At 68.9% G+C, this 25,045-nt stretch carries 24 protein-coding genes; 22 read left to right on the top strand and 2 right to left on the bottom strand.

All coding sequences use genetic code 11. The features are described 5' to 3' along the window. Positions 1 to 36: 36 nt before the first annotated feature. Genes ACSQ9I_RS25810 through ACSQ9I_RS25795 form a run of 4 tightly spaced genes read left to right on the top strand, consistent with a single transcriptional unit; the run spans position 37 to position 3,718 of the window. Positions 37 to 1,002 carry a tripartite tricarboxylate transporter substrate binding protein gene (locus ACSQ9I_RS25810; protein WP_093103982.1) on the top strand — a complete coding sequence of 322 codons (966 nt, stop codon included), beginning with the start codon at positions 37 to 39 and terminating at the stop codon, positions 1,000 to 1,002. 2 nt (positions 1,003 to 1,004) lie between these two features. Then, positions 1,005 to 1,877 (top strand): isocitrate lyase/PEP mutase family protein, encoded by an 873-nt coding sequence (locus ACSQ9I_RS25805; RefSeq protein WP_436315828.1) that lies wholly within the window; start codon positions 1,005 to 1,007, stop codon positions 1,875 to 1,877. Beyond that, on the top strand, positions 1,852 to 2,682 hold the full coding sequence (locus tag ACSQ9I_RS25800) for an amidohydrolase family protein (protein WP_436314960.1): 831 nt from the start codon (positions 1,852 to 1,854) through the stop codon (positions 2,680 to 2,682). The genes ACSQ9I_RS25805 and ACSQ9I_RS25800 overlap by 26 nt, the downstream gene beginning before the upstream one ends. A 49-nt stretch (positions 2,683 to 2,731) precedes the next feature. Further along, complete coding sequence (locus tag ACSQ9I_RS25795) at positions 2,732 to 3,718, top strand: tripartite tricarboxylate transporter substrate binding protein (RefSeq protein WP_436314959.1); 987 nt, start codon at positions 2,732 to 2,734, stop codon at positions 3,716 to 3,718. Here the strand turns inward: ACSQ9I_RS25795 and ACSQ9I_RS25790 are convergent. Together ACSQ9I_RS25790 and ACSQ9I_RS25785 are read right to left on the bottom strand one after the other, a co-directional pair. Beyond that, positions 3,706 to 4,602: a LysR family transcriptional regulator gene (locus ACSQ9I_RS25790; RefSeq protein WP_436314958.1), complete on the bottom strand. Its 897-nt coding sequence runs from the start codon at positions 4,600 to 4,602 to the stop codon at positions 3,706 to 3,708. The genes ACSQ9I_RS25795 and ACSQ9I_RS25790 overlap by 13 nt on opposite strands. Beyond that, on the bottom strand, positions 4,602 to 6,140 hold the full coding sequence (locus ACSQ9I_RS25785) for a SidA/IucD/PvdA family monooxygenase (RefSeq protein WP_436314956.1): 1,539 nt from the start codon (positions 6,138 to 6,140) through the stop codon (positions 4,602 to 4,604). The genes ACSQ9I_RS25790 and ACSQ9I_RS25785 overlap by 1 nt, the downstream gene beginning before the upstream one ends. A gap of 21 nt (positions 6,141 to 6,161) precedes the next feature. On the opposite strand from ACSQ9I_RS25785, the gene ACSQ9I_RS25780 reads away from it, so the two are divergent. The 18 genes from ACSQ9I_RS25780 to mraY all read left to right on the top strand — a co-directional run bounded on the left by ACSQ9I_RS25780 (position 6,162) and on the right by mraY (position 25,040). Next, complete coding sequence (locus ACSQ9I_RS25780; RefSeq protein WP_436314955.1) at positions 6,162 to 6,797, top strand: 2-hydroxychromene-2-carboxylate isomerase; 636 nt, start codon at positions 6,162 to 6,164, stop codon at positions 6,795 to 6,797. Between the two features lie 7 nt (positions 6,798 to 6,804). Then, on the top strand, positions 6,805 to 7,671 hold the full coding sequence (dapF, locus tag ACSQ9I_RS25775) for a diaminopimelate epimerase (protein ID WP_093103990.1): 867 nt from the start codon (positions 6,805 to 6,807) through the stop codon (positions 7,669 to 7,671). Beyond that, positions 7,668 to 8,357 (top strand): DUF484 family protein, encoded by a 690-nt coding sequence (locus tag ACSQ9I_RS25770; protein ID WP_093103992.1) that lies wholly within the window; start codon positions 7,668 to 7,670, stop codon positions 8,355 to 8,357. Before dapF ends, ACSQ9I_RS25770 begins: the two co-directional genes overlap by 4 nt. Further along, on the top strand, positions 8,354 to 8,971 hold the full coding sequence (locus tag ACSQ9I_RS25765; protein WP_436314954.1) for a YdcF family protein: 618 nt from the start codon (positions 8,354 to 8,356) through the stop codon (positions 8,969 to 8,971). The genes ACSQ9I_RS25770 and ACSQ9I_RS25765 overlap by 4 nt, the downstream gene beginning before the upstream one ends. Continuing rightward, a complete protein-coding gene (locus ACSQ9I_RS25760) occupies positions 8,955 to 9,971 on the top strand; it encodes a tyrosine recombinase XerC (RefSeq protein WP_436314953.1) in 1,017 nt (338 codons plus the stop codon). The genes ACSQ9I_RS25765 and ACSQ9I_RS25760 overlap by 17 nt, the downstream gene beginning before the upstream one ends. Continuing rightward, positions 9,968 to 11,170 (top strand): class I SAM-dependent rRNA methyltransferase, encoded by a 1,203-nt coding sequence (locus ACSQ9I_RS25755; protein WP_436305459.1) that lies wholly within the window; start codon positions 9,968 to 9,970, stop codon positions 11,168 to 11,170. Before ACSQ9I_RS25760 ends, ACSQ9I_RS25755 begins: the two co-directional genes overlap by 4 nt. A gap of 79 nt (positions 11,171 to 11,249) precedes the next feature. Then, on the top strand, positions 11,250 to 12,296 hold the full coding sequence (locus tag ACSQ9I_RS25750) for a CobW family GTP-binding protein (RefSeq protein WP_436305458.1): 1,047 nt from the start codon (positions 11,250 to 11,252) through the stop codon (positions 12,294 to 12,296). Between the two features lie 565 nt (positions 12,297 to 12,861). Further along, complete coding sequence (gene dksA, locus ACSQ9I_RS25745) at positions 12,862 to 13,506, top strand: RNA polymerase-binding protein DksA (protein WP_093104176.1); 645 nt, start codon at positions 12,862 to 12,864, stop codon at positions 13,504 to 13,506. Positions 13,507 to 13,538: 32 nt separating this feature from the next. Continuing rightward, positions 13,539 to 15,128, top strand: a complete 1,590-nt coding sequence (locus ACSQ9I_RS25740; RefSeq protein WP_436314952.1) for an STAS domain-containing protein — start codon at positions 13,539 to 13,541, stop codon at positions 15,126 to 15,128. Between the two features lie 161 nt (positions 15,129 to 15,289). After that, on the top strand, positions 15,290 to 15,835 hold the full coding sequence (gene hslV / locus ACSQ9I_RS25735; protein WP_436293632.1) for an ATP-dependent protease subunit HslV: 546 nt from the start codon (positions 15,290 to 15,292) through the stop codon (positions 15,833 to 15,835). Positions 15,836 to 15,854: 19 nt separating this feature from the next. Further along, positions 15,855 to 17,180 carry an ATP-dependent protease ATPase subunit HslU gene (gene hslU / locus ACSQ9I_RS25730; RefSeq protein WP_436314951.1) on the top strand — a complete coding sequence of 442 codons (1,326 nt, stop codon included), beginning with the start codon at positions 15,855 to 15,857 and terminating at the stop codon, positions 17,178 to 17,180. A gap of 259 nt (positions 17,181 to 17,439) precedes the next feature. Further along, entirely contained in the window at positions 17,440 to 17,868 is a 429-nt protein-coding gene (mraZ, locus tag ACSQ9I_RS25725) for a division/cell wall cluster transcriptional repressor MraZ (protein WP_093104177.1), read from the top strand. Positions 17,869 to 17,876: 8 nt separating this feature from the next. Then, entirely contained in the window at positions 17,877 to 18,797 is a 921-nt protein-coding gene (rsmH, locus tag ACSQ9I_RS25720; protein ID WP_093104004.1) for a 16S rRNA (cytosine(1402)-N(4))-methyltransferase RsmH, read from the top strand. Between the two features lie 2 nt (positions 18,798 to 18,799). Beyond that, positions 18,800 to 19,162, top strand: coding sequence for a cell division protein FtsL (gene ftsL / locus ACSQ9I_RS25715; protein ID WP_093104006.1), 363 nt, complete (start codon positions 18,800 to 18,802; stop codon positions 19,160 to 19,162). Next, complete coding sequence (locus ACSQ9I_RS25710) at positions 19,159 to 20,919, top strand: peptidoglycan D,D-transpeptidase FtsI family protein (protein WP_436314950.1); 1,761 nt, start codon at positions 19,159 to 19,161, stop codon at positions 20,917 to 20,919. The genes ftsL and ACSQ9I_RS25710 overlap by 4 nt, the downstream gene beginning before the upstream one ends. Continuing rightward, complete coding sequence (locus ACSQ9I_RS25705; protein WP_436314949.1) at positions 20,919 to 22,403, top strand: UDP-N-acetylmuramoyl-L-alanyl-D-glutamate--2,6-diaminopimelate ligase; 1,485 nt, start codon at positions 20,919 to 20,921, stop codon at positions 22,401 to 22,403. Before ACSQ9I_RS25710 ends, ACSQ9I_RS25705 begins: the two co-directional genes overlap by 1 nt. Further along, on the top strand, positions 22,400 to 23,845 hold the full coding sequence (locus ACSQ9I_RS25700; protein ID WP_436293628.1) for a UDP-N-acetylmuramoyl-tripeptide--D-alanyl-D-alanine ligase: 1,446 nt from the start codon (positions 22,400 to 22,402) through the stop codon (positions 23,843 to 23,845). The genes ACSQ9I_RS25705 and ACSQ9I_RS25700 overlap by 4 nt, the downstream gene beginning before the upstream one ends. A gap of 16 nt (positions 23,846 to 23,861) precedes the next feature. Continuing rightward, the gene (mraY, locus tag ACSQ9I_RS25695; RefSeq protein ID WP_093104012.1) at positions 23,862 to 25,040 is read left to right on the top strand and encodes a phospho-N-acetylmuramoyl-pentapeptide-transferase; all 1,179 of its coding nucleotides are present in this window, start codon (positions 23,862 to 23,864) and stop codon (positions 25,038 to 25,040) included. The last annotated feature ends 5 nt before the right edge of the window (positions 25,041 to 25,045 follow it).

Below are 25,045 nucleotides of genomic sequence, written 5' to 3'. Positions count from 1 at the left end.
GGCATCCCTCACAACACGTACCCTGGAGACATCGTCATGCATCTTTCTTCCCGACTCGTCCTGCTCGCCGGCCTGGCAGCCGCGCTGGCCTGCGGGACTGTGTCCGCCCAGACCTGGCCCGCCAAGCCGATCCGACTGGTCGTGCCCTTCGCGGCCGGCGGCGCCAACGACCTGATGGCGCGCGCTGCGGCCGAAGGCGCATCGAAGGCGCTGGGCCAGCCCATCGTGGTCGACAACAAGCCCGGCGCCGGCGCCACGCTGGGCGCGGACATCGTCGCCAAGAGCGCGCCCGACGGCTACACCTTCCTGGTGAGCGCAGCCGGCGTGATCTCCAACAGCATGATCAAGAAGCACCTGCCCTACAAGGACAGCGACCTGGTGCCGGTCGGCATGATCGGCCTCGCGCCCTCGGTGATCCTGGTGCCGGCCGACGCGCCCTACAAGGACCTGAAGGAATTCATCGCGGCCTCCAAGACGGGCGCCGGCTTCCACTGGGCGACCGCCGGCACCGGCAGCACGCCGCATTTCGTCGAGGGCATGCTGGAGACGAAGTACGGCGCCAAGCTCGACGTGGTGCCCTACAAGAGCGGCTCGGAGTCGATCACCGCGGTGCTCGGCAAGCAGGTCGAGGCGACGTCGGAGGCCAGCATCGTCGCGCTGCCCTACCTCAAGAGCGGCAAGCTGAAGGCGCTGGCCAACACCTGGACCACGCGCATCTCGGCCTATCCGGAGCTCTCCACGGCCTCGGAGCAAGGCTTCCCGGACGTGCGCATCGCCCACTGGGCCGGCGTGCATGCGCCGCACGGCACGCCCGAGGCGGTGCTCGACAAGATGAGCGCCGCCATCGACGCGGCCATGAAGACCCCGGCCATCGCCGACAAGCTCAAGGGGATGGGCATCGAGCCGATCGGCGGCACGCGCGCCTCCTTCGTGCAGTTCGTCGATGCCGAGCGCGCGCGCCTGGGCGCGGTGGTCAAGGCCACGGGCATGAAGGACGAATGACGATGACGAAGGCCATCCATCCCGGCACGCTGTTGCGGCAAAAGGTCGAAGCCAAGCGCGGCCTGCTGGTGCCGGGCGCGGCCAACGCGCTGGCCGCGCGAGTGATCGAGGAGCTGGGCTTCGAGGCCGTCTACCTGAGCGGCGCCGGGCTCACCAACACCTTCTACGGCATCCCCGACCTGGGCTTCGTCCACCTGGGCGATCTCGCGCAGCACACGGCCGCGCTGCGCGATGCGGTGAAGCTGCCCATCATCGTCGACGCCGACACCGGCTTCGGCAATGCGCTCAACGTGCAGCACACGGTGCGCACGCTGGAGCGCGCCGGCGCCAACGCGATCCAGCTGGAAGATCAGGTGAGCCCCAAGAAGTGCGGGCACTTCGAGGGCAAGGCGGTGATCGCGCAGGACGAGATGCTCGGCAAGGTGAAGGCGGCGGTCGATGCCCGGGTGCATGCCGACTTCCTGGTGATCGCGCGCACCGACGCGGCCGCGGTCGAAGGCATCGACGCTGCGATCGCGCGCGCCGCGGCCTATGCCGAGGCCGGGGCCGACATCACCTTCGTGGAGGCGCCCGAGTCGCTCGAAGCGCTGCGCCGCATTCCGCGCGAGCTGGCCTGCCCGCAGGTGGTCAACGTGGTGATCGGTGGCAAGACGCCGATGCTGGACGCGGCCGAGTTCGGCGCCATGGGCTTCGGCCTGGTGCTCTATGCCAACGCCGCGCTGCAGGGCGCGGTGCGGGGCATGACGCTGGCGCTGCAAGGCCTGCGCGAGCGCGGCCGGCTGGACGAGGCGAGCGGCCTGGTCGCCACTTTCGCCGAGCGTCAGGCGCTGGTGCGCAAGAAGGAATTCGATGAGCTCGATGCGCGCTATGCCTGAGCCGATCACCGCGGTCGACAGCCACGCCCACGTGTTCCGGCGCGGCCTGCCGCTGGCGCCGGTGCATCGCCACGCGCCCGACTACGACGCGCTCTTGCCCGACTACCTCGCGCTGCTCGACGCGCAAGCGGTCTCGCATGCGGTGCTGGTGCAGCCGAGCTTCCTGGGCACCGACAACAGCTTCCTGCTCGATGCGCTGCGCGCCTGTCCAGAGCGGCTGCGCGGCGTCGTGATCGTCGAGCCGAGCATCGGCGAGAACGAATTGGCGGCGCTGGACCGGCAAGGCGTCTGCGGCATCCGGCTCAACCTCGTCGGGCTGCCCATTCCCGACTTCGCGCGTGCCGAATGGCAGCGCCTGTTCGAGCGTGTGCGTGCGCTCGACTGGCATGTGGAGCTGCATCGCGAATCGCACGACCTGCCGCTGGTCGGGCAGTCCATCCTCGATGCCGGCTGCAAGCTGGTGGTGGACCACTTCGGCCGGCCCGGCCCGGCGCCCGGCGACGACGAAGGCTTCGCCTGGCTGCTGCGCAGCGCTTCGACCGGGCGCGTGTGGGTCAAGCTCTCCGCGGCCTACCGCAACTGGCCCGATCAGCGCAGCAGCGCGGCCCGCGCCGCTGCACAGGCCCTGCTGCAGGCGCTGGGTGCCGGCCGCCTGCTGTGGGGCAGCGACTGGCCGCACACGCAACACCAGGATCTGGCCGATTACGGATCCACCCAGGCGGCGCTGGCCGACTGGGTGCCGGATGCCGAGGCGCGCCGGCGCATCCTGGTCGACACACCCGCCGCGCTGTTCCGTTTCGCCTGAGTCATCAACAGAAAAGGGGCGCCGGCATCGGCGCCCGAAGGAGACACCGATGTTCCATCCCTCGCGCCTCGTGCGCGCCATCTTCCGTGCCGCGGGCGGCGCGACCCTGCTGCTCGCAGCCCTCGGTGCACAGGCGCAAGCCTGGCCGGCCAAGCCGGTGCGCCTGGTCGTGACCTATCCGCCGGGCGGCACGGTCGATGCGGTGGCGCGCATCATCGGGCCCAAGCTCTCGGCCCGGCTCGGCCAGCCGGTGGTGATCGACAACCGCGGCGGCGCCGGCGGCGCGATCGGTGGCGAGCTGGTCGCCAAGAGCCCGGCCGACGGCTATACCTTGATGCTCGACGCCTCCAACCATGCGCAGAACCCGGCGCTGCGCAGCAAGATGCCCTTCGACACGCTGCGCGACTTCGCGCCGGTCTCGCTCTTGGTCAGGGTGCCCAATATCCTCGTGGTGCATCCCGGTGCGCCGATCGCGAGCGTCAAGGACCTGATCGCCCAAGCCAAGGCGCGGCCGGGGGAGATCAACTACGCCTCCTCGGGCAACGGGTCCTCGCCGCATCTGGCGGCCGAGCTCTTCGATTCGATGGCCAAGACGCGCATGACGCACGTGGCCTACAAGGGCGGCGGCCCGGCGCTCACCGACGTCATGGCGGGCCAGGTGCCGGTGTTCTTCGCCAGCCTGGGTTCGGGCATGCCCTACATCCAGAGCGGCAAGCTGCGGCCGCTCGCAATCGGCGGCAAGACGCGCTCGCCGGTGCTGCCCGAGGTGCCGACTCTCGCCGAGTCGGGCCTGCCGGGCTACGAGATGTACGAGTGGAATGCGGTCTTCGTGCCGGCGGGCACGCCGGCTGCGGTGATCGCGCGGCTCTCGAAGGAGATCGCCGCCACCGTCAAGGACCCGGAGGTGCGCCAGCGGCTGGAGGCCATGGGCGCCGAGGTGATCGGCTCCGATCCGTCAGAGCTCGATGCGTTCCGCCGCGCCGAGCTCGCGAAGTGGAGCCGGCTCGCCAAGGAGAACAAGCTTCAGCTCGATTGAGGTACGGGGCCCAGCAATTCGGCGAACGCATCGGCAAAGGTGGGTCGCGAGCGCGCCAGCCACATCGCCGACAGCTCGAAGGCGGGCAGGTCCGCGCCGTCGCGCACCTCGGCATAGCGCACGCCTTCATGGCGCAGCGCATGCACCGAGCGCGGCAGCAGCGACCAGCCGAGGCCGGCGGCCACGCAGGCCAGCACGGTCAGCGTGCGGTTGGCGTCCTGCACCACCTGCACCTGATGGCCGGTGCGGCGGATCGCGCCCAGCAGCTGGCTGCGCAGGGCCGGAATCTGCTGCTCGGGAAACCAGACCAGCCCATGCTGCGCGATTTCGGCCAGGGACACGCAGCCGTCGGCGGCCACCTCGTAGCCGGCGGGCAGTGCGGCCACCATCGGCTCCTCGCCCAGGCGCAGCTCGTTCACCTTGGCATCGACCGAGACAGGCGGATGCAGCAGCGCGATGTCGATGCGGCCGCCCGCCAGTGCGTCGACCTGCTCGGCATTGCTCATCTCGCGCAGCACCACGTCGAGCTGCGGATGGGCGGCGCGCAGCAGGCGCAGCGCGCGCGGCAACACCTCGTAGATGGCATGGGTCACGAAGCCGATGGTGAGCCGGCCGGCGCGGCCCGCCGCCATGGCCCGTGCGCGCTCGGCCGCCGCGTCGGCGTGGGCCAGGCTGGCGCGAACGTCCTCCACGATCGCGAGGCCGGCCTCGGTCAGCGTGGCGCCGCGTCGCGTGCGCGTGAAGAGCGGCGTGCCGATCTCGCGCTCGAGCCGGTTCAGCGTCTGCGTGAGCGCCGGCTGCGCGAGGCCCAATTGCTCGGCCGCGCGCGTGAGGCTGCCGGCCTCGCTGACCGCGAGGATGCAGCGCATCTGGCGGGTGTCCATCAGCTTCGCTTGTCCGGCGCGTACCAGCGGGTCGCGATCAGTTCCGGCTCATCGTGTTCCAGCAGGCGCGCCCAGTGGCGGTCGGCGTCCTCGACGAACAGGTCGCGCGCGATCGCGTGGGCCAGGCGCGTGGCGCCGATCGCGAGGCCGGGGATGTCACCCGCCAGCGCGCCGTGGCTCATGGTGGCGCCCCAGTTGAACAGGCGCATGCGCGAGAGCGCCTCGGCCTCGGTGCTGCTGGCGACGCCCGTGCGGCCGCGCAGTTCGAAGCCCGCACCCAGGTAGGGGAAGCGCGCCGGCTCGGGATAGCGCTGCGCCTCCTCGGGCAGCACGTGCTGGGCCCAGGTGTCGACCAGCGGCGTGTAGCGCGCGATCTCGGGGCGGTCGAGCAGGTCGACGTCGAAGCCGGTGCCGAAGATCACGGCGTCGAAGCGCTCGCTGCCGCCGTTCGGCGTGCTGACCTCCACGCCTTGCGCATCGGGCGCCACGTCCAGCCAGGGCGTGCCGAGCAGCAGCGTGAAGGCCGCATGCGCATCGCAGCGGCGCACGGTTTCCCAGGGCGGCGGCACCTGCTCGTCGAAGATGTAGGTGTAGACGCGCCACTTGCGCGCATCGTCCAGGCCTTCGAAGCCGCGCAGGAAGCCGTGGCTCGATGCGGCCTTGCTCTTGTTGACCTGCGGCAATTGCGGCCGGCGCGCGAACAGCACGACCTCCGCGGCACCGGCCTCCAGCGCGCAGGCCGCGTTGTCGAAGGCCGAGGCGCCAGCGCCCAGCACGCCGATGCGCTTGCCGGCGAGGGCGGCGAAGTCGATCGCGTCGGCCGAATGGAACACCCGGCCGGCCGCGTGCGGGTCGTCGCGCCGCAAGGACGGAAAAGACGGCCAGCGCGGCGCGCCGCTGCCGTCGCGGCCCAGCGCCAGCACCAGCTGCCGCGTGCGTACGGTTTCGCGCCGGCCCTGCGGGTCCGTGAGTTCGACCGCGAGCAGCCGCCCATCGTCGCTGTGCGACACGGAGCGCAGCGCGACGCCGTTGTCCACCGGCAGGCCGACGGTGTCGCGCACCCACAGCAGGTAGTCGCGCCAGTCGATGCGGCCGATCTTGTGCAGCGCAGCCCAGCCTTCGATGCCGTGCTGCGCCTCGTACCAGGCGCGGAAAGACAGCGATGGCACGCCGAGCTCGGGGCCGCCGACCTGCTTGGGGCTGCGCAGCGTGAGCATGCGCGCATAGGTGCCCCATGGGCCTTCGTCGCCGCGCGCGGCGCGGTCGATCACGCGGATGTGGGTCACGCCTTCCTTGCGCAATGCGAAGGCGGCGGTCTGGCCGCACATGCCGGCGCCGGCCACCAGCACGTCGAGCACTGGCGTGTCGGCATCGGCCGATTCGGCCGGCAGCACCCAGGCGGGCGGCGGCAGGTTGATGCGCTCGAGATCGGCGCGCACTTGCGCAGCCAGCTTTTCGAGCGCCGCCGCATCGCGCGGGCTCGCGGTGAATTGCACAGGCACCGGCGGCAGGGCGTCGGAAGAGAGGTCGTCAGGCATCGCCTGAAGATAATCCAGAACATGATCGAACTCGACTGCTACTACAGCCTCTCTTCGCCTTGGGCGTATCTCGGCGGTCCGCAACTGCAGGACATCGTGCGCCGCCACCACGTGCGGCTCGTGCTCAAGCCCTACGATTTCCAGGCCGTGGTGCCGCAGACCGGCGGCATTCCGCTCAAGACGCGGCCCGAGCCGCGCCGCACCTACCATGCGCTCGAACTCGCGCGCTGGCGCGAGTACCTGGGCATGCCGCTCAACCTGGAGCCGAAGCACTATCCCAAGGGCCCGCCGGCCGATCCGAACTGGAACAAGTACCCGGGCTGGATGGTGATCGCCGCCCAACTGCAGGGGCTCGATGCGCAGCCGCTCTCGCATGCGCTCTTGCGCGCGCTGTGGGCCGAGGAACGCGACACCTCGGATGCCGCGGTGCGCATCGCGGTCGCCGACGACAGCGGCTACGACGGTGCCGCGCTGCAGGCGCTGGAGCAGGGGCCCGAAACCCAGGCCCGCTACCGTGCCAACAGCGCCGAGGCGGTGGAGAAGGGCGTGTTCGGCGCGCCGACCTTCATCCTCGAGGGCGAGCGCTTCTGGGGGCAGGACCGGTTGGCCTTCCTCGACCGGGCGCTCGACCGGATCAGGGCTGGCCGCGGCGGATAATCCCCCGATGCGAATCCGCTTCACCAAGATGCAGGGCGCCGGCAACGACTTCGTCGTGCTGGACGAAACCCGTGGCGCGCTGGGCCTGAGTGCGGCGCAGTACCGCTTCCTGGCCGACCGCCACTTCGGCGTCGGCGCCGACCAGATCCTCACCGTGCGGCCTTCGCCGGCGGCGGGCATCGATTTCCAATACGTGATCCACAACGCCGACGGCGGCGAGGTCGAGCAGTGCGGCAACGGCGCGCGCTGCTTCATGCGCTTCGTGCGCGAGCACGGCCTCACGCCGAAGGACACGGTGCGCGTGCAGACGCTCTCGGGCGTGATCGAGCCGCACATGGGCGCCGACGGCCGCGTGACGGTCGACATGGGCGCGCCGATCTTCGAGCCCGCACGCGTGCCCTTCGACACCGCCGGCCTCGACCCGCAGCACGACGGCGCCTGGCACACCTGGCACCTGACCCTGGGCACGCACGCCGAAAGCGCCAAGGTGTCGGTGGCCGTGCTGTCGATGGGCAACCCGCATGCGGTGCAGATCGTGCCGGACGTCGAGACGGCGCCGGTGGCCACCCAGGGTCCGGCGATCGAGCACCATCCGCGCTTCCCGCAGCGCGTCAACGCCGGCTTCATGCAGGTCGTCGACCGCACGCACGTGCGCCTGCGCGTGTTCGAGCGCGGCGCCGGCGAAACGCTGGCCTGCGGCACCGGCGCCTGCGCCGCGGTGGTCGCGGGCATCCGTCTCGGCCGGCTCGACACCGGGGTCGACGTCCAGACCCGCGGCGGACTGCTCACCATCGAATGGGCCGGCGACGGCGCTCCGGTGCTGATGACCGGGCCCGCCGACACCGTGTTCGAAGGCGAAATCGAAGTGCCATGAACAAATTCAACTCCAACGCCATGAACCCGATCACCGAAGACGACATCGCCAACTACCTCTCGAACACGCCGGACTTCTTCGAACGCCATGCGCAGCTGCTGGGCCAGGTGCAGCTCACCAGCCCGCACGGCAACCGCGCGGTGAGCCTGCAGGAACGGCAGGCCGAGATGCTGCGCGAGAAGATCAAGGCGCTGGAGCACCGGGTGATGGATATGGTGCGCCATGGCACCGAGAACGTGGTCACGGCCGACCGGCTGCAGCGCTGGACGCGAGGCCTCCTGACCACGCGCGACCCGCGCGGGCTGCCGACCCAGATCGCGGAGCAGCTGCAGACGCTGTTCCTGGTGCCGCAGACCGCGATCAAGATCTGGGACTGCGACAGCAGCTACCTCAACGAGCCGTACGCGCAGTGGGTCAGCGACGACGTGAAGGCGCTGGCCACCTCGCTGACGGCGCCGTACTGCGGCCTGAACGCCGGCTTCGAAGCCGCCAACTGGCTGGCCGAGCCGCGTGCCGCGGTGTCGATCGCGCTGATTCCGCTGCGGCCCGACGCCGAGGCGCCGGCCTTCGGCCTGCTGGTGCTGGCATCGCCCGACGCGCAGCGCTTCAATGCCGAGATGGGCACCGACTTCCTGGAGCGCATCGCCGAGCTGGCCTCGGGCGCGCTCTCGCGGCTGCGGCCTTGATCCGCGGCTTCAGGCGCGCGGTACTCGGCGCGCTGGGGGTCCTGCTGCTGGGCTATGCAGCCATCGCGATCACGATCTGGCTGCATGCGCTCGACCTGCTGGGCCATCCGCCCCAGCGCGCGGCCGATGCGGCACTGATCCTCGGCAACCGCGCGTATCGCGACGGCAAGCCCAACCCCTGCCTCACCGGCCGTGTCGACACCGGCATCGCGCTGGCGCGGGAGGGACGTGTGCGCCAGCTCGTGCTGTCCGGCGGCATCGACCGCGAGGACGGGCGCGTCGAGGCCGAGGTGATGCAGCAGCATGCGCGCGACGCCGGGTACACGGGCACGCTGCTGTTGGAGCCCGTGTCGTCGACGACGCGCGAGAACCTCTCGATGTCGCGCGCCGTGCTGCAGGCAGCCGGCGTGAAGAGCGTGATCATCGTGTCCGAGCCCTACCACCTGTGGCGCGTGGAGCGCCTGGCGCGCGCGGCCGCCTTCGACCGGATGTTCGAGCTGCAATACGCCGCGGCGCCGACCTCCTGCTGGCGCCGCTGGGGCATGCTCTTCAAGGGCGCGTTGCGCGAGCCGCTTGCCATCGTGAACAATGCCGCCAATGGATACCTCCACTGAGTCGCAGATCGCGACCCCAGCACTGGTCGAGAAGTACCTCGAGCACGTGCGCGTGGAACGCCGGCTTGCGGCGCGCACCGTCGAGCTCTACGCCATCCATCTGAAGACGCTGGCCGAGAGGGCCCTGGCGGGCGGTCTGGCGCTCGACAAGGTTCAGACCGTCCACGTGCGGCGCTGGATGGCGCAGCTGCACAGCGCCGGCCGCGAAGCGCGCGGCATCGCGCTGGTGCTCTCGTGCTGGCGCGGCTTCTACCGCTGGCTCGGCAACGAGGGGTTGGTGGGCGCGAACCCGGTGCAGGACGTTCATGCGCCCAAGGCAGCTCGGCCCTTGCCGAAGGCGCTGGCGGTCGACGAGGCCGTGCAGCTGGCCGACCTGCACGACGCCGATGCCGACCCCTGGGCCGAGGCGCGCGATCGCGCGATCGTCGAACTGCTCTACGGCTGCGGCCTGCGCGTCGGCGAACTGACCGGATTGGACGTGCGCGCCAGCAACACCGCGCGCGGCTGGGTCGATCTCGATGCGCCGGAAGCCAGCGTGCTCGGCAAGGGCAGCAAGCGCCGCATCGTGCCGGTGGGCGCCAAGGCGGCCGAGGCGCTTGCGGCCTGGCTCGCGGTGCGCGACGAATGCAGCGCGCTCGAGGCCGCCCGACTGCGCGATCCGGCGAACGCCGCCGCGCTATTCATCGGCCGCAACGGCCTGCGTTTCTCCCCCCATTCGGTCTGGAAGCAGCTGCGCCAGCGCAGCCTCAAGGCCGGCTTGGCCGCGCCGGTGCATCCGCACATGCTGCGCCATTCATTTGCCAGCCACGTGCTGCAGTCCAGCAGCGACCTGCGCGCGGTGCAGGAGCTGCTGGGCCACGCCAACATCGCAACCACGCAGGTCTACACGCGGCTGGATTTCCAGCACCTGGCCAAGGCCTACGACGCGGCGCATCCGCGGGCGCACGCGCGCGACGAGGGCGCATCGGTGCGCGCCCATAAAGGCAAGAACAAGCCATGAAACTTCTGCGTCTTCGGCCCGGCAAGGAGCGCTCGCTGCAGCGCCGCCATCCATGGGTCTTCGAATCGGCGATCGCCAAAGGCGGCGGCGATGCGGGCGAGACGGTGCGCATCGAATCGGACGAGGGCAAGTTCCTCGCCTGGGCGGCCTTCAGCCCGCATTCGAAGATTCGCGCCCGCGCCTGGAGCTTCGACGAGAAGCAGCGCATCGACGCGGCCTTTTTTGCGGCGCGTGTCGCGAGTGCGGTCGCAGCCCGGCAGCTCTTCGACCTGCAGAGCGACGGCGTGCGGCTGGTCCACGGCGAGGCCGACGGCCTGCCGGGCCTGATCGTCGACCGCTATGGCGACACGCTGGTGGCGCAGTTCCTGTCGGCCGGCGTGGAGCGCTGGAAGGAGGTGCTGGCCGATGCTTTGCTGGCTGCCACCGGTCTTGCAAAACTTTACGAACGCTCCGACGCAAGCGGCCGCGAGCGCGAGGGCCTCGCGCCGCAGACCGGCTGGCTGCGCGGCAGCGGTCCCACAGAGCTCACGATCCGCGAGCACGACTGGCAGCTCACGCTCGACATCGCGACCGGCCACAAGACCGGCTTCTACCTGGACCAGCGCGACAGCCGCCGGCGCTTTGCCGAACTGGCCCGGCATCGCCGCTTTCGCCGCGTGCTCAACTGCTTCTGCTACACCGGCGGCTTCACGGTCGCGGCGCTCGCGGGCTTGAAGGCGGCCGGCGCGGTCGAGGGCGCCGAGCTGGTGTCCATCGATTCCTCGCTGCCGGCGCTGGAGCGTGCGCGTGCGCATGTCGCCTTGAACGGCTTCGAAGGCGCGCGCACCGAGTTCCTCGATGCCGACGTCAATGCCGCGCTGCGCCGCTTCATCGAGGAGGGCCGGGTGTTCGACGCCATCGTGCTCGATCCGCCCAAGTTCGCGCCCACCGTCGCCCACGCCGAGCGCGCCGCGCGGGCCTACAAGGACATCAACCGGCTGGCGCTCAAGCTGCTGGCGCCGGGCGGCGTGCTCTTGACTTTTTCATGCTCGGGCGGCATCGGTGCCGACCTGTTCCACAAAATCGTGGCCGGCGCCGGCATCGATGCCGGGGTCGACGGCTACATCAGCGAGCGCCTGGGCGCCGCGCCGGACCACCCGATGACCATCGAATTCCCCGAGGGCGAGTACCTGAAGGGCCTGGTGGTGGTGCGCAAATAGCTTTTGCCCTTGCCGGAGCGCGGCCGGACCGCCGTCGCTAAACTTTCCGCCTTTCCCCGATTCCACCCCGGAGCACTTCATGGCCCTCATTCCCGCCACCATCCTGACCGGCTTCCTCGGCGCCGGCAAGACGACCTTGCTGAAGCGCATCCTGAACGAGGCGCACGGACAGAAGATCGCGGTGATCGAGAACGAATTCGGCGAAGAGAACATCGACACCGACATCCTGGTCACCGAGTCGAAGGAGCAGATCGTGCAGATGAGCAACGGCTGCATCTGCTGCACCATCCGCGAGGACCTGCGCGAGGCGCTGCAACTGCTGGCGGCCAAGAAGCGCAAGGGCTTGCTCGATTTCGACCGCGTGGTGATCGAGACCACCGGCCTGGCCGACCCCGGCCCGGTGGCCCAGACCTTCTTCATGGACGACGAGATCGCCGAGAGCTACCTGCTCGACTCGATCCTCACGCTGGTGGACGCCAAGCATGCGCCGCAGCAGCTCAACGACCGCCAGGAGGCGCGCCGCCAGGTCGGCTTTGCCGACCAGATCTTCATCAGCAAGAGCGACCTGGTCGCCGCCGACGAGACCGAGGCGCTGATCCACCGGCTCAAGCACATGAACCCGCGCGCGCCGCAGCAGAAGGTGCATTTCGGCGAGGTGCCGCTGAAAGACGTGTTCGATCTGCGCGGCTTCAACCTCAACGCCAAGCTGGACATCGACCCGGACTTTCTCAAGGAAGACGAGCACGAGCACCACGACCACGAACACGGCGAGGATTGCGACCACCCCTCGCATGCGAACGAGGGCCACGGCCACCACCATCACCATGACGACGACGTGAAAAGCTTCGTCTACCGCGCCGACCGGCCCTTCGACCCGGCGCGGCTGGAGGATTTCCTGGGCGCCATCGTCAACATCTACGGCCCGCGCATGCTGCGCTACAAGGGCGTGCTCCACATGCAGGGCACCGAGCGCAAGGTGATCTTCCAGGGCGTGCACCAGCTGATGGGCAGCGACCTCGGCCCGGCCTGGGGCGCGGACGAAAAACGCAACAGCCGCATGGTCTTCATCGGCATCGACCTGCCGCGCGAAATCCTGGAGCAGGGCCTGGAGCAGTGCCTGGTCTGATGATCGAGTGCGAGGCGGCCGCCGCCGGGCCCCCCAAGGCGAGCCGCGCCTCCCCCTCGGGGGTGGAGTTACACGCAGCGTAGCGAAGTGAAAAGCCGGGGGCCAACATTCTTTGTCTATACAATCGCGCGCCTGTTCCGGGAGCGCACCTGTCCTGTCTTTATGGGGATGTGTGACTTTCGGCATAGGACTGCGCACGTTTCTGGCCTGCTTTCGGGGGTATAACCCCGGGGTTCGCCACCGGCGAGCACCCTGACAACGTTCGTCGAAGGAGCCAGTCACCGTGAAGAAACCCGTCGCCAAAGCCAAGCCCGTGACCAAGCCGGCGGTCAAGAAGACACCGGCTGCCAAGAAGGCTGTGCCCGCGGCGAAGAAGGTTTCTCCGGTCAAGCCAGTCAAGTCTGCCGCGCCGTCGAAGGCCCCTGCCAAGAGCAAGGCCACGACGGCGAGTGCAGGCGCTTCGTCAACCAAGGCGGCCGGCCCTCGTGCCACCGCACATGCTGCATCACCGACTCCCGTGAAAAAAGCGGCTGCCGCCTCCACTCCCGCCACGGCGACACCTTCCATGACCACTCCGACCACCCCCACCAATACCCCCGCCGCCACGCCTGCCCCCGCACGCGGCGGACGCGTTTCGCGGCTGTCGCAGCTGACCGTGCCCTCCATGCCCCAGTCGGTGGCCTCCACCGCGGCCAAATCGAGCTTCGTCCAGATCACGACGAACCCGCTGGTGCCGCCGCCGCCCATCGCCGTCAAGAAGGACCCGAAGCTGGCCAACAACTGGAAGAGCAAGCCGGCCCACGAACTCACCGATGCCGAGGTGATCGCGATGCCGGATTCGGAGTACATGAACGAGAAGCAGATGGCCTTCTTCCGCCTCAAGCTGCAGGAGCTCAAGCGCGGCATCCTCGAGAACGCCGGCGAGACCACCGAGCATCTGCGCGAAGACACGGTGGTCGTGCCGGACCCGGCCGACCGCGCCACCATCGAGGAAGAGCATGCGCTCGAACTGCGCACGCGCGACCGCGAGCGCAAGCTGCTCAAGAAGATCGAGCAGTCGATCCAGCGCATCGACGCCGGCGACTACGGCTACTGCGACGAAACCGGCGAGCCGATCGGTGTCGGCCGCCTGCTGGCCCGGCCGACCGCCACACTGTCCCTGGAGGCGCAACAGCGTCGTGAACTGAAGCAGAAGATGTTCGGCGACTGATCTTTCACGAAGCCGAAGGGGAGACGCTGCGCATGGCCAAGGAAGATTCCGGTCGCTTGTTGTCGAAGGTTGCGAAGTTCGTTCGCAATCCGCTCAAGGATTGGTCCGAGCTCGACGCCGAGGAGTCGTCGCAGCTCGAGAACGGCTACAGCCGCGAGATGCTCAAGGAAATGATCGAGCGGCGGCAGCGCAACGACTTCGTGCGCCGCCGTGAGTTCGACATGCTGCGCAAGTTGCGCCAGCGCGAGGCGGCCGGCGGCCGGGATGCCGCGGCCACGCCGTCCTCCTTCAACGTCAGCAGCACCTCGGGCAAGACCGAGGGCCGGGCGCTCACGCTCAAGAAGATCGACGAGATCGAAGAGCAGATGTCGCAGCAATGGTGGAAGAACCGCGGGCCTGGAGGCGCAGCCGGCCCCGACGGCGCGGCTTCCCGGAACTCCGACATGGCCGCTCAGCATGCGCGCGCCTATGCCGACACCGTGCCCGGCGTGCCGCCGCCCCCCGGGGCGACCGGGCAGCAGGGCGCACGCTCCGTCTACGACGGCAGCATCGAGGAAGCCGCCATCCGCTTCGCCCACGGCGACGATGTCGGCGCCGAAGCCATCCTGTTGCAGACGCTGGCACCGGACAGCCCGAGCGCCGATCACGACGACACCTGGCTCGCCTTGCTCGACCTTTACCGGGCCACCGGCGATGCCGAGAAGTTCGCGGCCGCCGGCGTTCGCTATGCGCAGCACACGAAGCGGGCTGCGCCCGAATGGATTTCGCTGCGCGCGCTGGCGCGCAATGTCCAGGCCTCGGCGGCTGCCGATAGCGAATCGGCGCCGAGGGCGGCACCGGTCGGCGGCGCCGACTGGGCGAGCCCCGCGCGGCTGACGCGCGAAAGCCTGCTCGGCCTCACCCGTGCGCTCGCCGCGGCCGGCGCGTCGTGGAAGCTCGACTGGAATGCGCTCGACGCCATCGAAGCCGATGCCGCCGGGCCGCTGCGCGCCTTGTTCAACCACTGGGCCGATTCGGCGGTGCAACTGCGCTTTGCCGGCAGCGATCGCCTGCTGATCGTGCTCACCGAGGCCACGCCCGTCAACAACCGCCAGGTCGATGCGGTCTGGTGGCAGCTGCACATGGCCGCCTTGCGTGTCATGCACCGGGCCGACGAATTCGAACTGCTGGCGCTCAACTACTGCATCACCTACGAGGTGTCGCCGCCGCCCTGGGAAGACCCGAAGGGCGATTTCGGCGAGCTCGAAGCACAGCCGCAGGGGCCCGCACCGGAGCCGGCGTCCGGATTCGCGATCTCGGCCATCGACGACGAGCCCGGCGACGACCTGGCGCCGGCCGGACCCATCGGCCACAGCACGCTGGCGGGGGAGCTCGTGGGCGAGTCGCTCTCGACCTGGGAGCGACTCGATACGGAGCTGGTCGGCGCACCGAACTTGTCGGTGTCGTGCGCGGCGCTGGTGCGCATCGATTTCGTGGCGGCCGGCACGCTCCTGAACTGGGTCACGGCCCGCGATGCGCGCGAACAGCGCGTGGCCTTCGTGGACGCGCACCGGCTGATCGCGGCCTTCTTCGGCGTGATCGGCATTGCCGACCACGCCGAGGTCGCAGTCAGAACGAACTAGGCCCCGGCTTTTCACGTCGCTTCGCTGCGTGTACCACCCCCCGAGGGGGAGGCTCGGCCGCCTTGGGGCGGCCCGGCGGCGGCCGATATAGTCTCTCAAGCTCACGAGGGCACTACGCTTATTCGGCTTGCATTCGCGCCGGCCGTCGCCATATTGCTTCGATGGAACAATTTCACGGAACCACGATCATCAGCGTGCGGCGCAAGACCCCGAACGGCGACCAGGTCGCGATCGGCGGCGACGGCCAGGTCACCCTCGGCAACATCGTCATCAAGGGCAGCGCACGCAAGGTGCGCCGGCTCTATCACGGCAAGGTGCTCGCCGGTTTTGCCGGCGCGACCGCCGATGCCTTCACCCTCTTCGAGCGTTTCGAGGCCAAGCTCGAAAAGCATCAGGGCCACCTGGCGCGCGCCGCCATCGAGCTCACCAAGGACTGGCGTACCGATCGCGTGCTGCGCCGGCTCGAGGCGATGCTGGCGGTGGCCGACGCCACCACCTCGCTGATCATCACCGGCAGCGGCGATGTGCTGGAGCCCGAGAACGGCATCATCGCGATCGGCTCCGGCGGCGCCTACGCGCAGGCCGCGGCCAAGGCGCTGGTCGACCACACCGAGATGAGCGCCGCCGACATCGTCAAGAAATCGCTCGAGATCGCGGGCGAACTCTGCATTTACACCAATATGCATCACACGGTAGAGACCCTGTGAGGCCGCTCCGAGTCCATCCATGTCCATGACCCCCCAGGAAATCGTTTCCGAACTCGACCACCACATCGTCGGCCAGCCCGACGCCAAGCGCGCGGTGGCGATCGCGCTGCGCAATCGCTGGCGCCGCCAGCAGGTCGAGGAAAAGCTGCGCGCCGAGATCACGCCCAAGAACATCCTCATGATCGGCCCCACCGGCGTGGGCAAGACCGAGATCGCGCGCCGGCTTGCGCGCCTGGCCGATGCGCCCTTCATCAAGGTCGAGGCGACCAAGTTCACCGAGGTCGGCTACGTCGGCAAGGACGTCGATTCGATCATCCGCGACTTGGCCGAAATCGCCGTCAAGCAGACGCGCGAAAGCGAGAGCGCCAAGGTGCGCATGCGCGCCGAGGACGGGGCGGAAGAGCGCATCCTCGACGTGCTGCTGCCGCCGGCGCGTTTGGCCGATGGCGCCGCCACAGACGGCAGCGGCAATGCCACGCGGCAGGCCTTCCGCAAGAAGCTGCGCGAACACCAGCTCGACGACAAGGAGATCGAGATCGACCTGGCCGAAGCGCGCGCGCCGCTCGAGATCATGGGCCCCGCCGGCATGGAGGACATGACCGAACAGCTGCGCGGCATGTTCGGCCAGCTGAGTCAGGGCCGGCGCAAGACGCGCAAGCTCAAGATCGGCGAGGCGATGCATTTGCTGATCGAAGAGGAGGCCGCCAAGCTGGTCAACGAGGACGAGATCCGCACCCAGGCGATCCACAACGCCGAGCAGAACGGCATCGTCTTCATCGACGAGATCGACAAGGTCGCCACGCGCACCGAGGCGCAGGGCGCCGACGTGTCGCGCCAGGGCGTGCAGCGCGACCTGCTGCCGCTGGTCGAAGGCACGTCCGTGACCACCAAGTACGGCGTGGTGCGCACCGACCACATCCTTTTCATCGCGAGCGGTGCCTTTCACCTGAGCAAGCCGAGCGACCTGATCCCCGAATTGCAGGGCCGCTTCCCGATCCGCGTCGAGTTGCAGTCGCTCTCGGTGGCGGATTTCGAGAGCATCCTGACCCAGACCCAGGCCTCGCTGGTGAAGCAGTACCAGGCGCTGTTGGCGACCGAGGGCGTGACGCTGGAATTCGCGCCCGACAGCATCACGCGGCTGGCGAGCATCGCCTACGATGTCAACGAGCGCACCGAGAACATCGGCGCGCGGCGCCTGTCGACCGTCATGGAGCGGCTGCTCGACGAAGTGAGCTTCGACGCCACCAAGCTCGAAGGCCAGGCGATCCGCATCGATGCCGCCTACGTGGACGCACGCCTCTCGGCACTAAGTCACGACGAAGACCTCTCTCGATTCATCCTCTGATCGGCGCTTTTCACTTGTGCGGTTCACGCATCACATTCATTGCGTGAGCTAAGTGCTTCATCTGCAACGAAATTCGGTGTTCTTGGAATTGCAAAAACACCGCTAAGTCGTTGATTCCATTACAAAAAATACCTGCGACGGCCCGTTGCGCGCTAAGTGTTTCCTGCTACAGTGCAAAAAAGTGCAGTTAAGTGGGAAAAAGTGTCGAGCGGTGCCTCTTTTGGGTGCGCGACGCCTCCCACCACAGGGGTTCGTGGTCGTGTTTCAAGGCGCTTCATCGCTCAGTCTGGATGCCAAGGGGCGGCTCTCCGTGCCGACCCGGCATCGTGACGTCCTGAGCGCCACCGCGGCCGGTCAGCTCACGATCACCAAGCATCCGCACGGATGCCTGATGCTGTTCCCTCGTCCCGAGTGGGAGAAATTCCGCGAACGCATCGCCGCGCTGCCGATGTCGGCACAGTGGTGGAAGCGCGTTTTCCTGGGCAATGCGATGGACGTCGAAATGGACGGCACCGGCCGTGTGCTGATCTCGCCCGAGCTGCGCTCGGCGGCGGGGATCACGCGCGACGTTCTGTTGCTGGGCATGGGCAACAACTTCGAGCTCTGGGACAAGGCCACCTACGACGCCAAGGAGGCCGAAGCCACGCAGGGCGAGATGCCCGATGTTTTCCAGGACTTTTCGTTCTGAGGCCGGCAGTGGAACAGGCATGGACCCATACGACGGTTTTGTTGAAGGAAGCGGTGGAAGCCCTCCTTCCCGATGCGTCGCGGGCCTCCGGCACCTACGTGGATGCCACCTTCGGCCGCGGCGGCCATTCGCGCGCCATCCTCGAGAGGCTGGCGCCGGCCGGCCGGCTGATCGCGTACGACAAGGACGCGGAAGCGGTGGCCGAAGCAGCGCGCATCGAGGATGCGCGTTTTTCCATCCGGCACCAGGGTTTCAAGGACGTGGGGGAATTGCCGCCGGCGAGTGTGGCCGGCCTGCTGATGGACCTCGGCATCAGCTCCCCCCAGATCGACAACCCCGCACGGGGTTTTTCTTTTCGTTTCGACGGCCCGCTCGACATGCGCATGGACACCACGCGCGGCGAGAGCGTGGCCGAATGGCTGGCAACGGCCGAACCACAGCAGATTGCGGAGGTGATTCGTGACTATGGCGAGGAACGGTTTGCTGTTCAGATTGCAAAGGCGATTGCAGCTCGCCGACAAGAACGGGGCGCAATTTCAACCACCGCCGAGCTGGCCGAGCTCGTGGCTGGCGCGGTCAAAACCCGCGAGCCGGGCCAGAACCCTGCAACGCGCACATTTCAGGCTCTTCGGATTTTCATCAACGCCGAGCTTGAAGAGCTGCAACAGGCGCTAGAAGCGAGCCTTACCGTGCTGCAACCCCAAGGCCGGCTCGCGGTGATCAGCTTCCACTCGCTGGAAGACCGCATCGTGAAGCAGTTCATCGCCAAGCATTCGCGCGAGGTCTACGACCGCCGCGCGCCCTTTGCTGCACCGAAGGCGATGAAGCTGAAGGCTTTGGGACGCGTCAAGCCGTCGAAGGCCGAGGTGGACGGCAACCCCCGCGCGCGCAGCGCGATCCTGCGCGTCGCCGAGCGCACGGAAGCCTGAACATGGCCCGCCTCAACCTGCTCCTGCTCATGGCCGTGCTGGCCTCGGCGATCTACCTGGTGCACACGCAGTACCTGTCGCGCCAGCTGTTCACCGAGCTGCACCGCGTGCAGAACGAGGCGCGCCGGCTCGAGCTCGACCACGACCGGCTGCAGGTCGAGAAGCGCGCGCAGGCAACGCCGCTGCGCGTGGAGAAGCTGGCCAAGGAGCAGCTCAGGATGCGCACGACCACGCCGGCCATCACCCAGTACGTGCGGCAGGACGGCACCGTGATCCCGGCGGTTGCAGCGGTGCCTGCGGCTGCAGCCGCGCCAACGCCGGCCTCGCCGGCGCGTGCGGCGACGACGCGGAGGGCCACGCCATGAGTCGCCGCAGCAGCAGCCGCAGCGTGCAATACACGACCAGCCCGCTGCTCGCGAGCAAGACCCCGGTCTGGCGCAGCAAGTTCATCGTGGCCGGCATCGCCTTCGGCTTCCTGGTGCTGGCCGGCCGCGCGGCCTACGTGCAGGTGATCGGCAACGATTTCTTCCAGCGCCAGGGCGAGGTGCGCTTCACGCGCACGCTGGAGCTGCCGGCCAACCGCGGCCGCATCCTCGATCGCAACGGGCTCTTGCTCGCCTCCAGCGTGGTGGCGCCCAGCATCTGGGCGATTCCGGAGGACATCGAGCGCGACGACCCCGAGGTCAAGGCCAAGCTCAAACAGGTCGCCAGGCTGCTGGAGATGACGCAGAAGGACTTCGACAAGAAGCTGGAGGACGAGGACAAGACCTTCGTCTGGATCAAGCGGCAGGTCGACGAGCCCATCGCCAAGCGCATCGCCGAGCTCAACATCAAGGGCATCTACCAGCGCAAGGAATACAAGCGCCAGTACCCCGAGGGCGAGGCGGCCGCGCACGTGGTGGGCTTCACCAACGTCGAGGACAACGGCCAGGAAGGCATCGAGCTCGCGTTCAACAAGGAGCTGGCCGGCAAGGCGGGCGCGCGCCGCGTCATCAAGGACCGGCTCGGTCGCGTGGTCGAGGGCGTGGGCGAGCAGATCCCGCCGGTCGACGGCCGCGACATCCAGTTGAGCGTCGACAGCAAGGTGCAGTTCTTCGCCTACCAGAAGCTGCGCGATGCGGTGACGGCCAACAAGGCCAAGGCCGGCAGCGTGGTGGTGCTCGACGCCGTCACCGGCGAGGTGCTGGCGCTGGCCAACTACCCGAGCTACGTGCCCGACAAGCGGCAGAACCTCACTGGCGAGCAGCTGCGCAACCGCGCGCTCACCGACACCTTCGAGCCCGGCTCGACGATGAAGCCGATCACGGTCGCGATGGCGCTCGAAGCCGGCCGCATCAAGCCGCAGACGCTGATCGAAACCGGCCCCGGCCGATTCAGCATCGGCGGCTTCACCATCAGCGACACCCACAACTACGGCACGCTGACGGTCGAGGGCGTGATCCAGAAGTCGAGCAACGTCGGCGCGCTCAAGATCGCGCAGAAGATGAGCCCGCACGAGATGTGGGACACCTACACGGCGCTCGGCTACGGCCAGAAGCCCCAGCTGCAGTTCCCCGGTGCGGTGACGGGGCGGCTGCGGCCCTGGAAGAGCTGGCGCCCGGTCGAGCAGGCCACCATGGCCTACGGCTACGGCCTGTCGGCCTCGCTGTTCCAGATGGCGCATTCCTACACCTCCTTCGCGCACGACGGCCAGCTCATTCCCGCGACCATCCTCAAGAGTCCCGACCCGGCGGTGGGCGTGAAGGTGTTCTCGCCGCAGAACGCGCTCGCGGTGCGCAAGATGCTGCAGATGGCGGCCGGTCCCGGCGGCACCGGCCAGCGCGCGCAGACCATCGGCTACTCGGTGGGCGGCAAGTCCGGCACCGCGCACAAGCAGGTCGGCAAGGGCTACGCGAGCAACAAGTACCGTTCCTGGTTCACCGGCATGGCACCGATCGAGAAACCGCGCATCATCGTGGCGGTGATGATCGACGAGCCGAGCGCCGGCCAGTATTTCGGCGGCCTGGTGGCGGCGCCCGTGTTCAGCGAGGTCGTGCAGCAGACGCTGCGCATGATGAACGTCCCGCCCGACATGGCAGTCAAACCGCTGGTCGTGACCAACGGCGTGGAAGAGAGCTTCTGATGCTGACGCTGCACAGTCCCCTCGAGGCCGCCGGCTGGCTCAAGGCCCGCGTGCGCGGCGTGCTGCATGCCGACAGCCGGCCGGTGGGGGCGGGCGACGGTTTCGTCGCCTGGCCCGGCGCGGCCACCGACGGCCGGCGCCACGTCGCGGCCGCGCTGGCGCAGGGCGCCGCGGCCTGCCTGGTCGAAGCCGAGGGCGTCGAGGCCTTCGGCTTCGAAGGCGAGGCCATTGCGCGCTACGTCGGCCTCAAGGCCGCGACCGGGCCGATCGCCGCGGCCTACCACGACGATCCTTCGACCCGGCTCGACGTGCTTGCTGTCACCGGCACCAACGGCAAGACCTCCACCGCCTGGTGGCTGGCGCAGGCGCTCGCGGTCCGCTCGCCTTGCGCCGTGATGGGCACGCTGGGCATCGGCGTGCCGCCGGACCTGAGCTATACCGGCCTGACCACGCCCGACCCGGTGATGCTGCAGCGCGAGCTGCGCAACTACGCGGATCGCGGCTTCGGCGCCTGCGCGATCGAGGCCTCCTCGATCGGCATCGCGGAGCGCCGGCTCGACGGCACGCGGATCGCGGTCGCGGTGTTCACCAATTTCACGCAGGACCATCTCGACTACCACGGCAGCATGGATGCCTACTGGCAGGCCAAGGCCGAGCTGTTCGGCTGGCCGGGCCTGCGCGCCGCGGTGGTCAACATCGACGACGTGCACGGCGCCAGCCTGGTCGCGAACCTGATCGAGCGCGGCGTCGGTGCACTCGACGTCTGGACCGTGTCGGCCGCCGGCGCGCCGGCGCGCCTCCGGGCGACGGAGATCGGCTACGACGCGCAGGGCCTGCAGTTCTCGGTGGTCGAGCAGGGCGTGCCGGCCGAACACCTGAAGACGCAGCTGATCGGCCAGTACAACGTCGCGAACCTGCTGGGCGTGCTGGGCACGCTGCGCGCGCTCGGGCTGTCGCTGAAGGAAGCGGTGGCGGCCTGCGCGCGGCTCGACAGCGTGCCGGGCCGCATGGAGCGCGTCGCCATCGCGGGCCAGCCGCTGGCGGTGGTCGACTACGCGCACACGCCCGACGCGCTCGACAAGGCGCTGGCTGGCCTGCGTCCGCTGGCGCGGCTGCGCGGCGGGCAGCTCTGGTGCATGTTCGGCTGCGGCGGCGACCGCGACACCGCCAAGCGGCCCATGATGGCCGCGGTGGCCGAAAAGCAGGCCGACCGCCTGGTCCTGACCAGCGACAACCCGCGCAGCGAGAAGCCCAACGCCATCATCAGCCAGATCCTCCTCGGGCTCGCGCGTCCCGAGGCAGCCCAGGTCGAGCCCGACCGCGCGAAGGCGATCCGCGAGACGCTGGCTCAGGCCGCGCCCGAAGACGTGGTGCTGCTGGCCGGGCGCGGCCACGAGGCCTGGCAGGAAATCGCCGGCGAGCGCATCGCGTTTTCCGATCGAACGCATGCGATCGAAGCCTTGACGCTAAGGAGTGGCGCATGAGCGTTCATCAGCCAGGAACACCCATGATGACGCTCGGCCAGGCACAGGCCTGGATTCCGGGCGCGCGCCTGGTCGGCGATCCCGCCACGCCCATCTCGCGCGTGCACACCGACACGCGCACGCTGGCGGCCGGCGACCTGTTCGTCGCCCTCAAGGGCGAACGCTTCGACGCCAACGACTTCCTGGCCGATGCGCGCGCGCGCGGCGCGGTCGCTGCGATCGCGCACCGCGGACTGGCGGCCGCCGGGCTGCCGGGGCTCGAGGTGCCGGACACGCTGGCTGCGCTCGGCGCCCTGGCTGCGGGCTGGCGCGCGCAGTTCGAGCTGCCGCTGGTCGCGGTCACCGGCAGCAACGGCAAGACCACCGTCACGCAGATGATTGCGTCGATCCTGCGCGCCGCCGGTGCCGAGCGCGCGCTCGCGACGGCCGGCAACTACAACAACGAGATCGGCGTGCCGCTGACGCTGCTGCGCCTGCGCGAACAGCACCAGCTCGCGGTGGTCGAGCTCGGCATGAACCACCCGGGCGAGATCGCGCGACTGGCGGCGATTGCGCGTCCCACCATCGCGCTGGTCAACAACGCGCAGCGCGAGCACCTGGAGTTCATGGCGAGCGTCGACGCGGTGGCGCGCGAGAACGGCGCGGCGATCAGCGCGCTGCCGGACAGCGGCACCGCCGTGTTCCCCTACGGCGACGCCTTCACCTCGCTGTGGAACGAAATGGCGCACGAGGGTGCATCGCGCCGCTGCCTGACCTTCGGCGAGCGGCCCGACGCGGACATCGCGCTGGCCGGCGCCGAATGGCGGGGCGACGCCTGGCGCTTCGAGGCGCGCACGCCGCTCGGCGACATCAAGTCCACCCTGCGGATCGCCGGCCGGCACAACGTGGTCAATGCGCTCGCCGCCGTGGCCTGCTCGCTCGCCAGCGGCGTGTCGCTCGAGAAGATTGCCGAGGGGCTGGCCGCGTTCGAGCCGGTCAAGGGGCGTTCGAAGGCCACCGAGCTGCGTTTCGCGGGTCGGCACACGATCACGCTCGTCGACGACAGCTACAACGCCAACCCTGACTCGGTGCGCGCCGCGATCGATGTGTTGAGCGGCCTGCCGGGCCCGCGCCTCCTGGTGCTGGGCGACATGGGCGAGGTCGGCGACCAGGGACCGCAATTCCACGCCGAGGTCGGTGCATGGGCGAGCCAGCGCGGCATCGAAACACTTTTCGCGCTCGGCCGCGAATCGGCGCACGGCATCGCGGCCTTCAAGGCCGCCGGCGGCGCCGAGGCCCGGCATTTCGACGACATCGCGGCACTCAACGCGGCGGTCCTGGCGCAGGTGCCGCGCACGGCCAGCATGCTGGTCAAGGGCTCGCGCTTCATGCAGATGGAGCGTGTGGTGCAGGCCGTCGCCGCGGCTGCCAAAGAACAACAAGACAAGGAGGGCAGCCAATGAACCCGGCCTGCGCATCATGCTAGTGAGCCTCGCCCTGTGGCTGCAGACGCTCTCGCCGGAGTTCGGCTTCCTGCGCGTCTTCCAGTATCTGACCTTCCGCGCGCTGATGGCCGCGCTGACCGCGCTGCTGGTCGGCCTCCTGGCCGGGCCCTACGTGATCCGCCGCCTTGCCGCGCTCAAGATCGGCCAGCCGATACGCGGCTACGGCATGGAGACGCACCTGACCAAGAGCGGCACGCCCACCATGGGCGGCGTGCTGGTGCTGTTCTCGATCGCCTTCGCGACGCTGCTGTGGTTCGACCCGTCCAACCGCTTCGTCTGGATCGTGCTGTGGGTCACGCTGGGCTTCGGCGCCATCGGCTGGGTCGACGACTGGCGCAAGGTGGTGCGCAAGGATCCGGAAGGCATGCGTTCGCGCGAGAAGTACTTCTGGCAATCGGTGGTCGGGCTGGTGGCGGGCTTCTACCTGCTGTTCAGCATCTCCGAAAGCTCCAACTGGCGCGTGCTCGAGCTGTTCTACAGCTGGGTCGGCTCGGGCTTCGACCTCGACTTTCCGCCCAAGATCAACCTCCTGGTGCCCTTCTTCAAGGAAGTGAGCTACCCGCTCGGCGGCATCGGCTTCGTGATCCTGACCTACCTCGTGATCGTCGGCGCCAGCAACGCGGTGAACCTGACCGACGGGCTCGACGGCCTGGCGATCATGCCGGTGGTGATGGTCGGCTCCGCCCTGGGCGTGTTCGCCTACGTGACCGGCAGCGCGGTCTATTCCAAGTACCTGCTGTTCCCGCACATCCCGGGCTCGGGCGAACTGCTGGTGTTCTGCTCGGCCATGGCCGGCGCCGGGCTCGCATTCCTCTGGTTCAACACCCATCCGGCGCAGGTCTTCATGGGCGACGTGGGCGCGCTCGCGCTGGGCGGCGCGCTCGGCACCATCGCGGTGATCGTGCGCCAGGAAATCGTGTTCTTCGTCATGGGCGGCATCTTCGTGGTCGAGGCGATCTCGGTGATGGCGCAGGTGACCTACTTCAAGTACACCAAGAAGCGCTTCGGCGAAGGCCGCCGCGTGCTCAAGATGGCGCCCTTGCACCACCACTTCGAGAAGAGCGGCTGGCGCGAGACGCAGGTCGTGGTGCGTTTCTGGATCATCACCATGCTGTTGTGCCTGGTGGGTCTTTCCACCTTGAAGCTGCGGTAGGCCGC

The sequence above is a fragment of the Variovorax sp. LjRoot84 genome, from assembly GCF_964254305.1.
Taxonomy (GTDB): domain Bacteria; phylum Pseudomonadota; class Gammaproteobacteria; order Burkholderiales; family Burkholderiaceae_C; genus Variovorax.
Note: the sequence above shows the minus strand (reverse complement) of the source record. Positions and strands in the feature narration are given on the sequence as shown.

Bases quoted from the DNA above. Each gene is read 5' to 3' on its own strand.
- ACSQ9I_RS25810 (WP_093103982.1), top strand. From the start codon at position 37: ATGCATCTTTCTTCCCGACTCGTCCTGCTCGCCGGCCTGGCAGCCGCG.
- ACSQ9I_RS25805 (WP_436315828.1), top strand. From the start codon at position 1,005: ATGACGAAGGCCATCCATCCCGGCACGCTGTTGCGGCAAAAGGTCGAA.
- ACSQ9I_RS25800 (WP_436314960.1), top strand. From the start codon at position 1,852: ATGAGCTCGATGCGCGCTATGCCTGAGCCGATCACCGCGGTCGACAGC.
- ACSQ9I_RS25795 (WP_436314959.1), top strand. From the start codon at position 2,732: ATGTTCCATCCCTCGCGCCTCGTGCGCGCCATCTTCCGTGCCGCGGGC.
- ACSQ9I_RS25790 (WP_436314958.1), bottom strand. From the start codon at position 4,602: ATGGACACCCGCCAGATGCGCTGCATCCTCGCGGTCAGCGAGGCCGGC.
- ACSQ9I_RS25785 (WP_436314956.1), bottom strand. From the start codon at position 6,140: ATGCCTGACGACCTCTCTTCCGACGCCCTGCCGCCGGTGCCTGTGCAA.
- ACSQ9I_RS25780 (WP_436314955.1), top strand. From the start codon at position 6,162: ATGATCGAACTCGACTGCTACTACAGCCTCTCTTCGCCTTGGGCGTAT.
- dapF (WP_093103990.1), top strand. From the start codon at position 6,805: ATGCGAATCCGCTTCACCAAGATGCAGGGCGCCGGCAACGACTTCGTC.
- ACSQ9I_RS25770 (WP_093103992.1), top strand. From the start codon at position 7,668: ATGAACAAATTCAACTCCAACGCCATGAACCCGATCACCGAAGACGAC.
- ACSQ9I_RS25760 (WP_436314953.1), top strand. From the start codon at position 8,955: ATGGATACCTCCACTGAGTCGCAGATCGCGACCCCAGCACTGGTCGAG.
- ACSQ9I_RS25755 (WP_436305459.1), top strand. From the start codon at position 9,968: ATGAAACTTCTGCGTCTTCGGCCCGGCAAGGAGCGCTCGCTGCAGCGC.
- ACSQ9I_RS25750 (WP_436305458.1), top strand. From the start codon at position 11,250: ATGGCCCTCATTCCCGCCACCATCCTGACCGGCTTCCTCGGCGCCGGC.
- dksA (WP_093104176.1), top strand. From the start codon at position 12,862: ATGACCACTCCGACCACCCCCACCAATACCCCCGCCGCCACGCCTGCC.
- ACSQ9I_RS25740 (WP_436314952.1), top strand. From the start codon at position 13,539: ATGGCCAAGGAAGATTCCGGTCGCTTGTTGTCGAAGGTTGCGAAGTTC.
- hslV (WP_436293632.1), top strand. From the start codon at position 15,290: ATGGAACAATTTCACGGAACCACGATCATCAGCGTGCGGCGCAAGACC.
- hslU (WP_436314951.1), top strand. From the start codon at position 15,855: ATGTCCATGACCCCCCAGGAAATCGTTTCCGAACTCGACCACCACATC.
- ftsL (WP_093104006.1), top strand. From the start codon at position 18,800: ATGGCCCGCCTCAACCTGCTCCTGCTCATGGCCGTGCTGGCCTCGGCG.
- ACSQ9I_RS25710 (WP_436314950.1), top strand. From the start codon at position 19,159: ATGAGTCGCCGCAGCAGCAGCCGCAGCGTGCAATACACGACCAGCCCG.
- ACSQ9I_RS25705 (WP_436314949.1), top strand. From the start codon at position 20,919: ATGCTGACGCTGCACAGTCCCCTCGAGGCCGCCGGCTGGCTCAAGGCC.
- ACSQ9I_RS25700 (WP_436293628.1), top strand. From the start codon at position 22,400: ATGAGCGTTCATCAGCCAGGAACACCCATGATGACGCTCGGCCAGGCA.
- mraY (WP_093104012.1), top strand. From the start codon at position 23,862: ATGCTAGTGAGCCTCGCCCTGTGGCTGCAGACGCTCTCGCCGGAGTTC.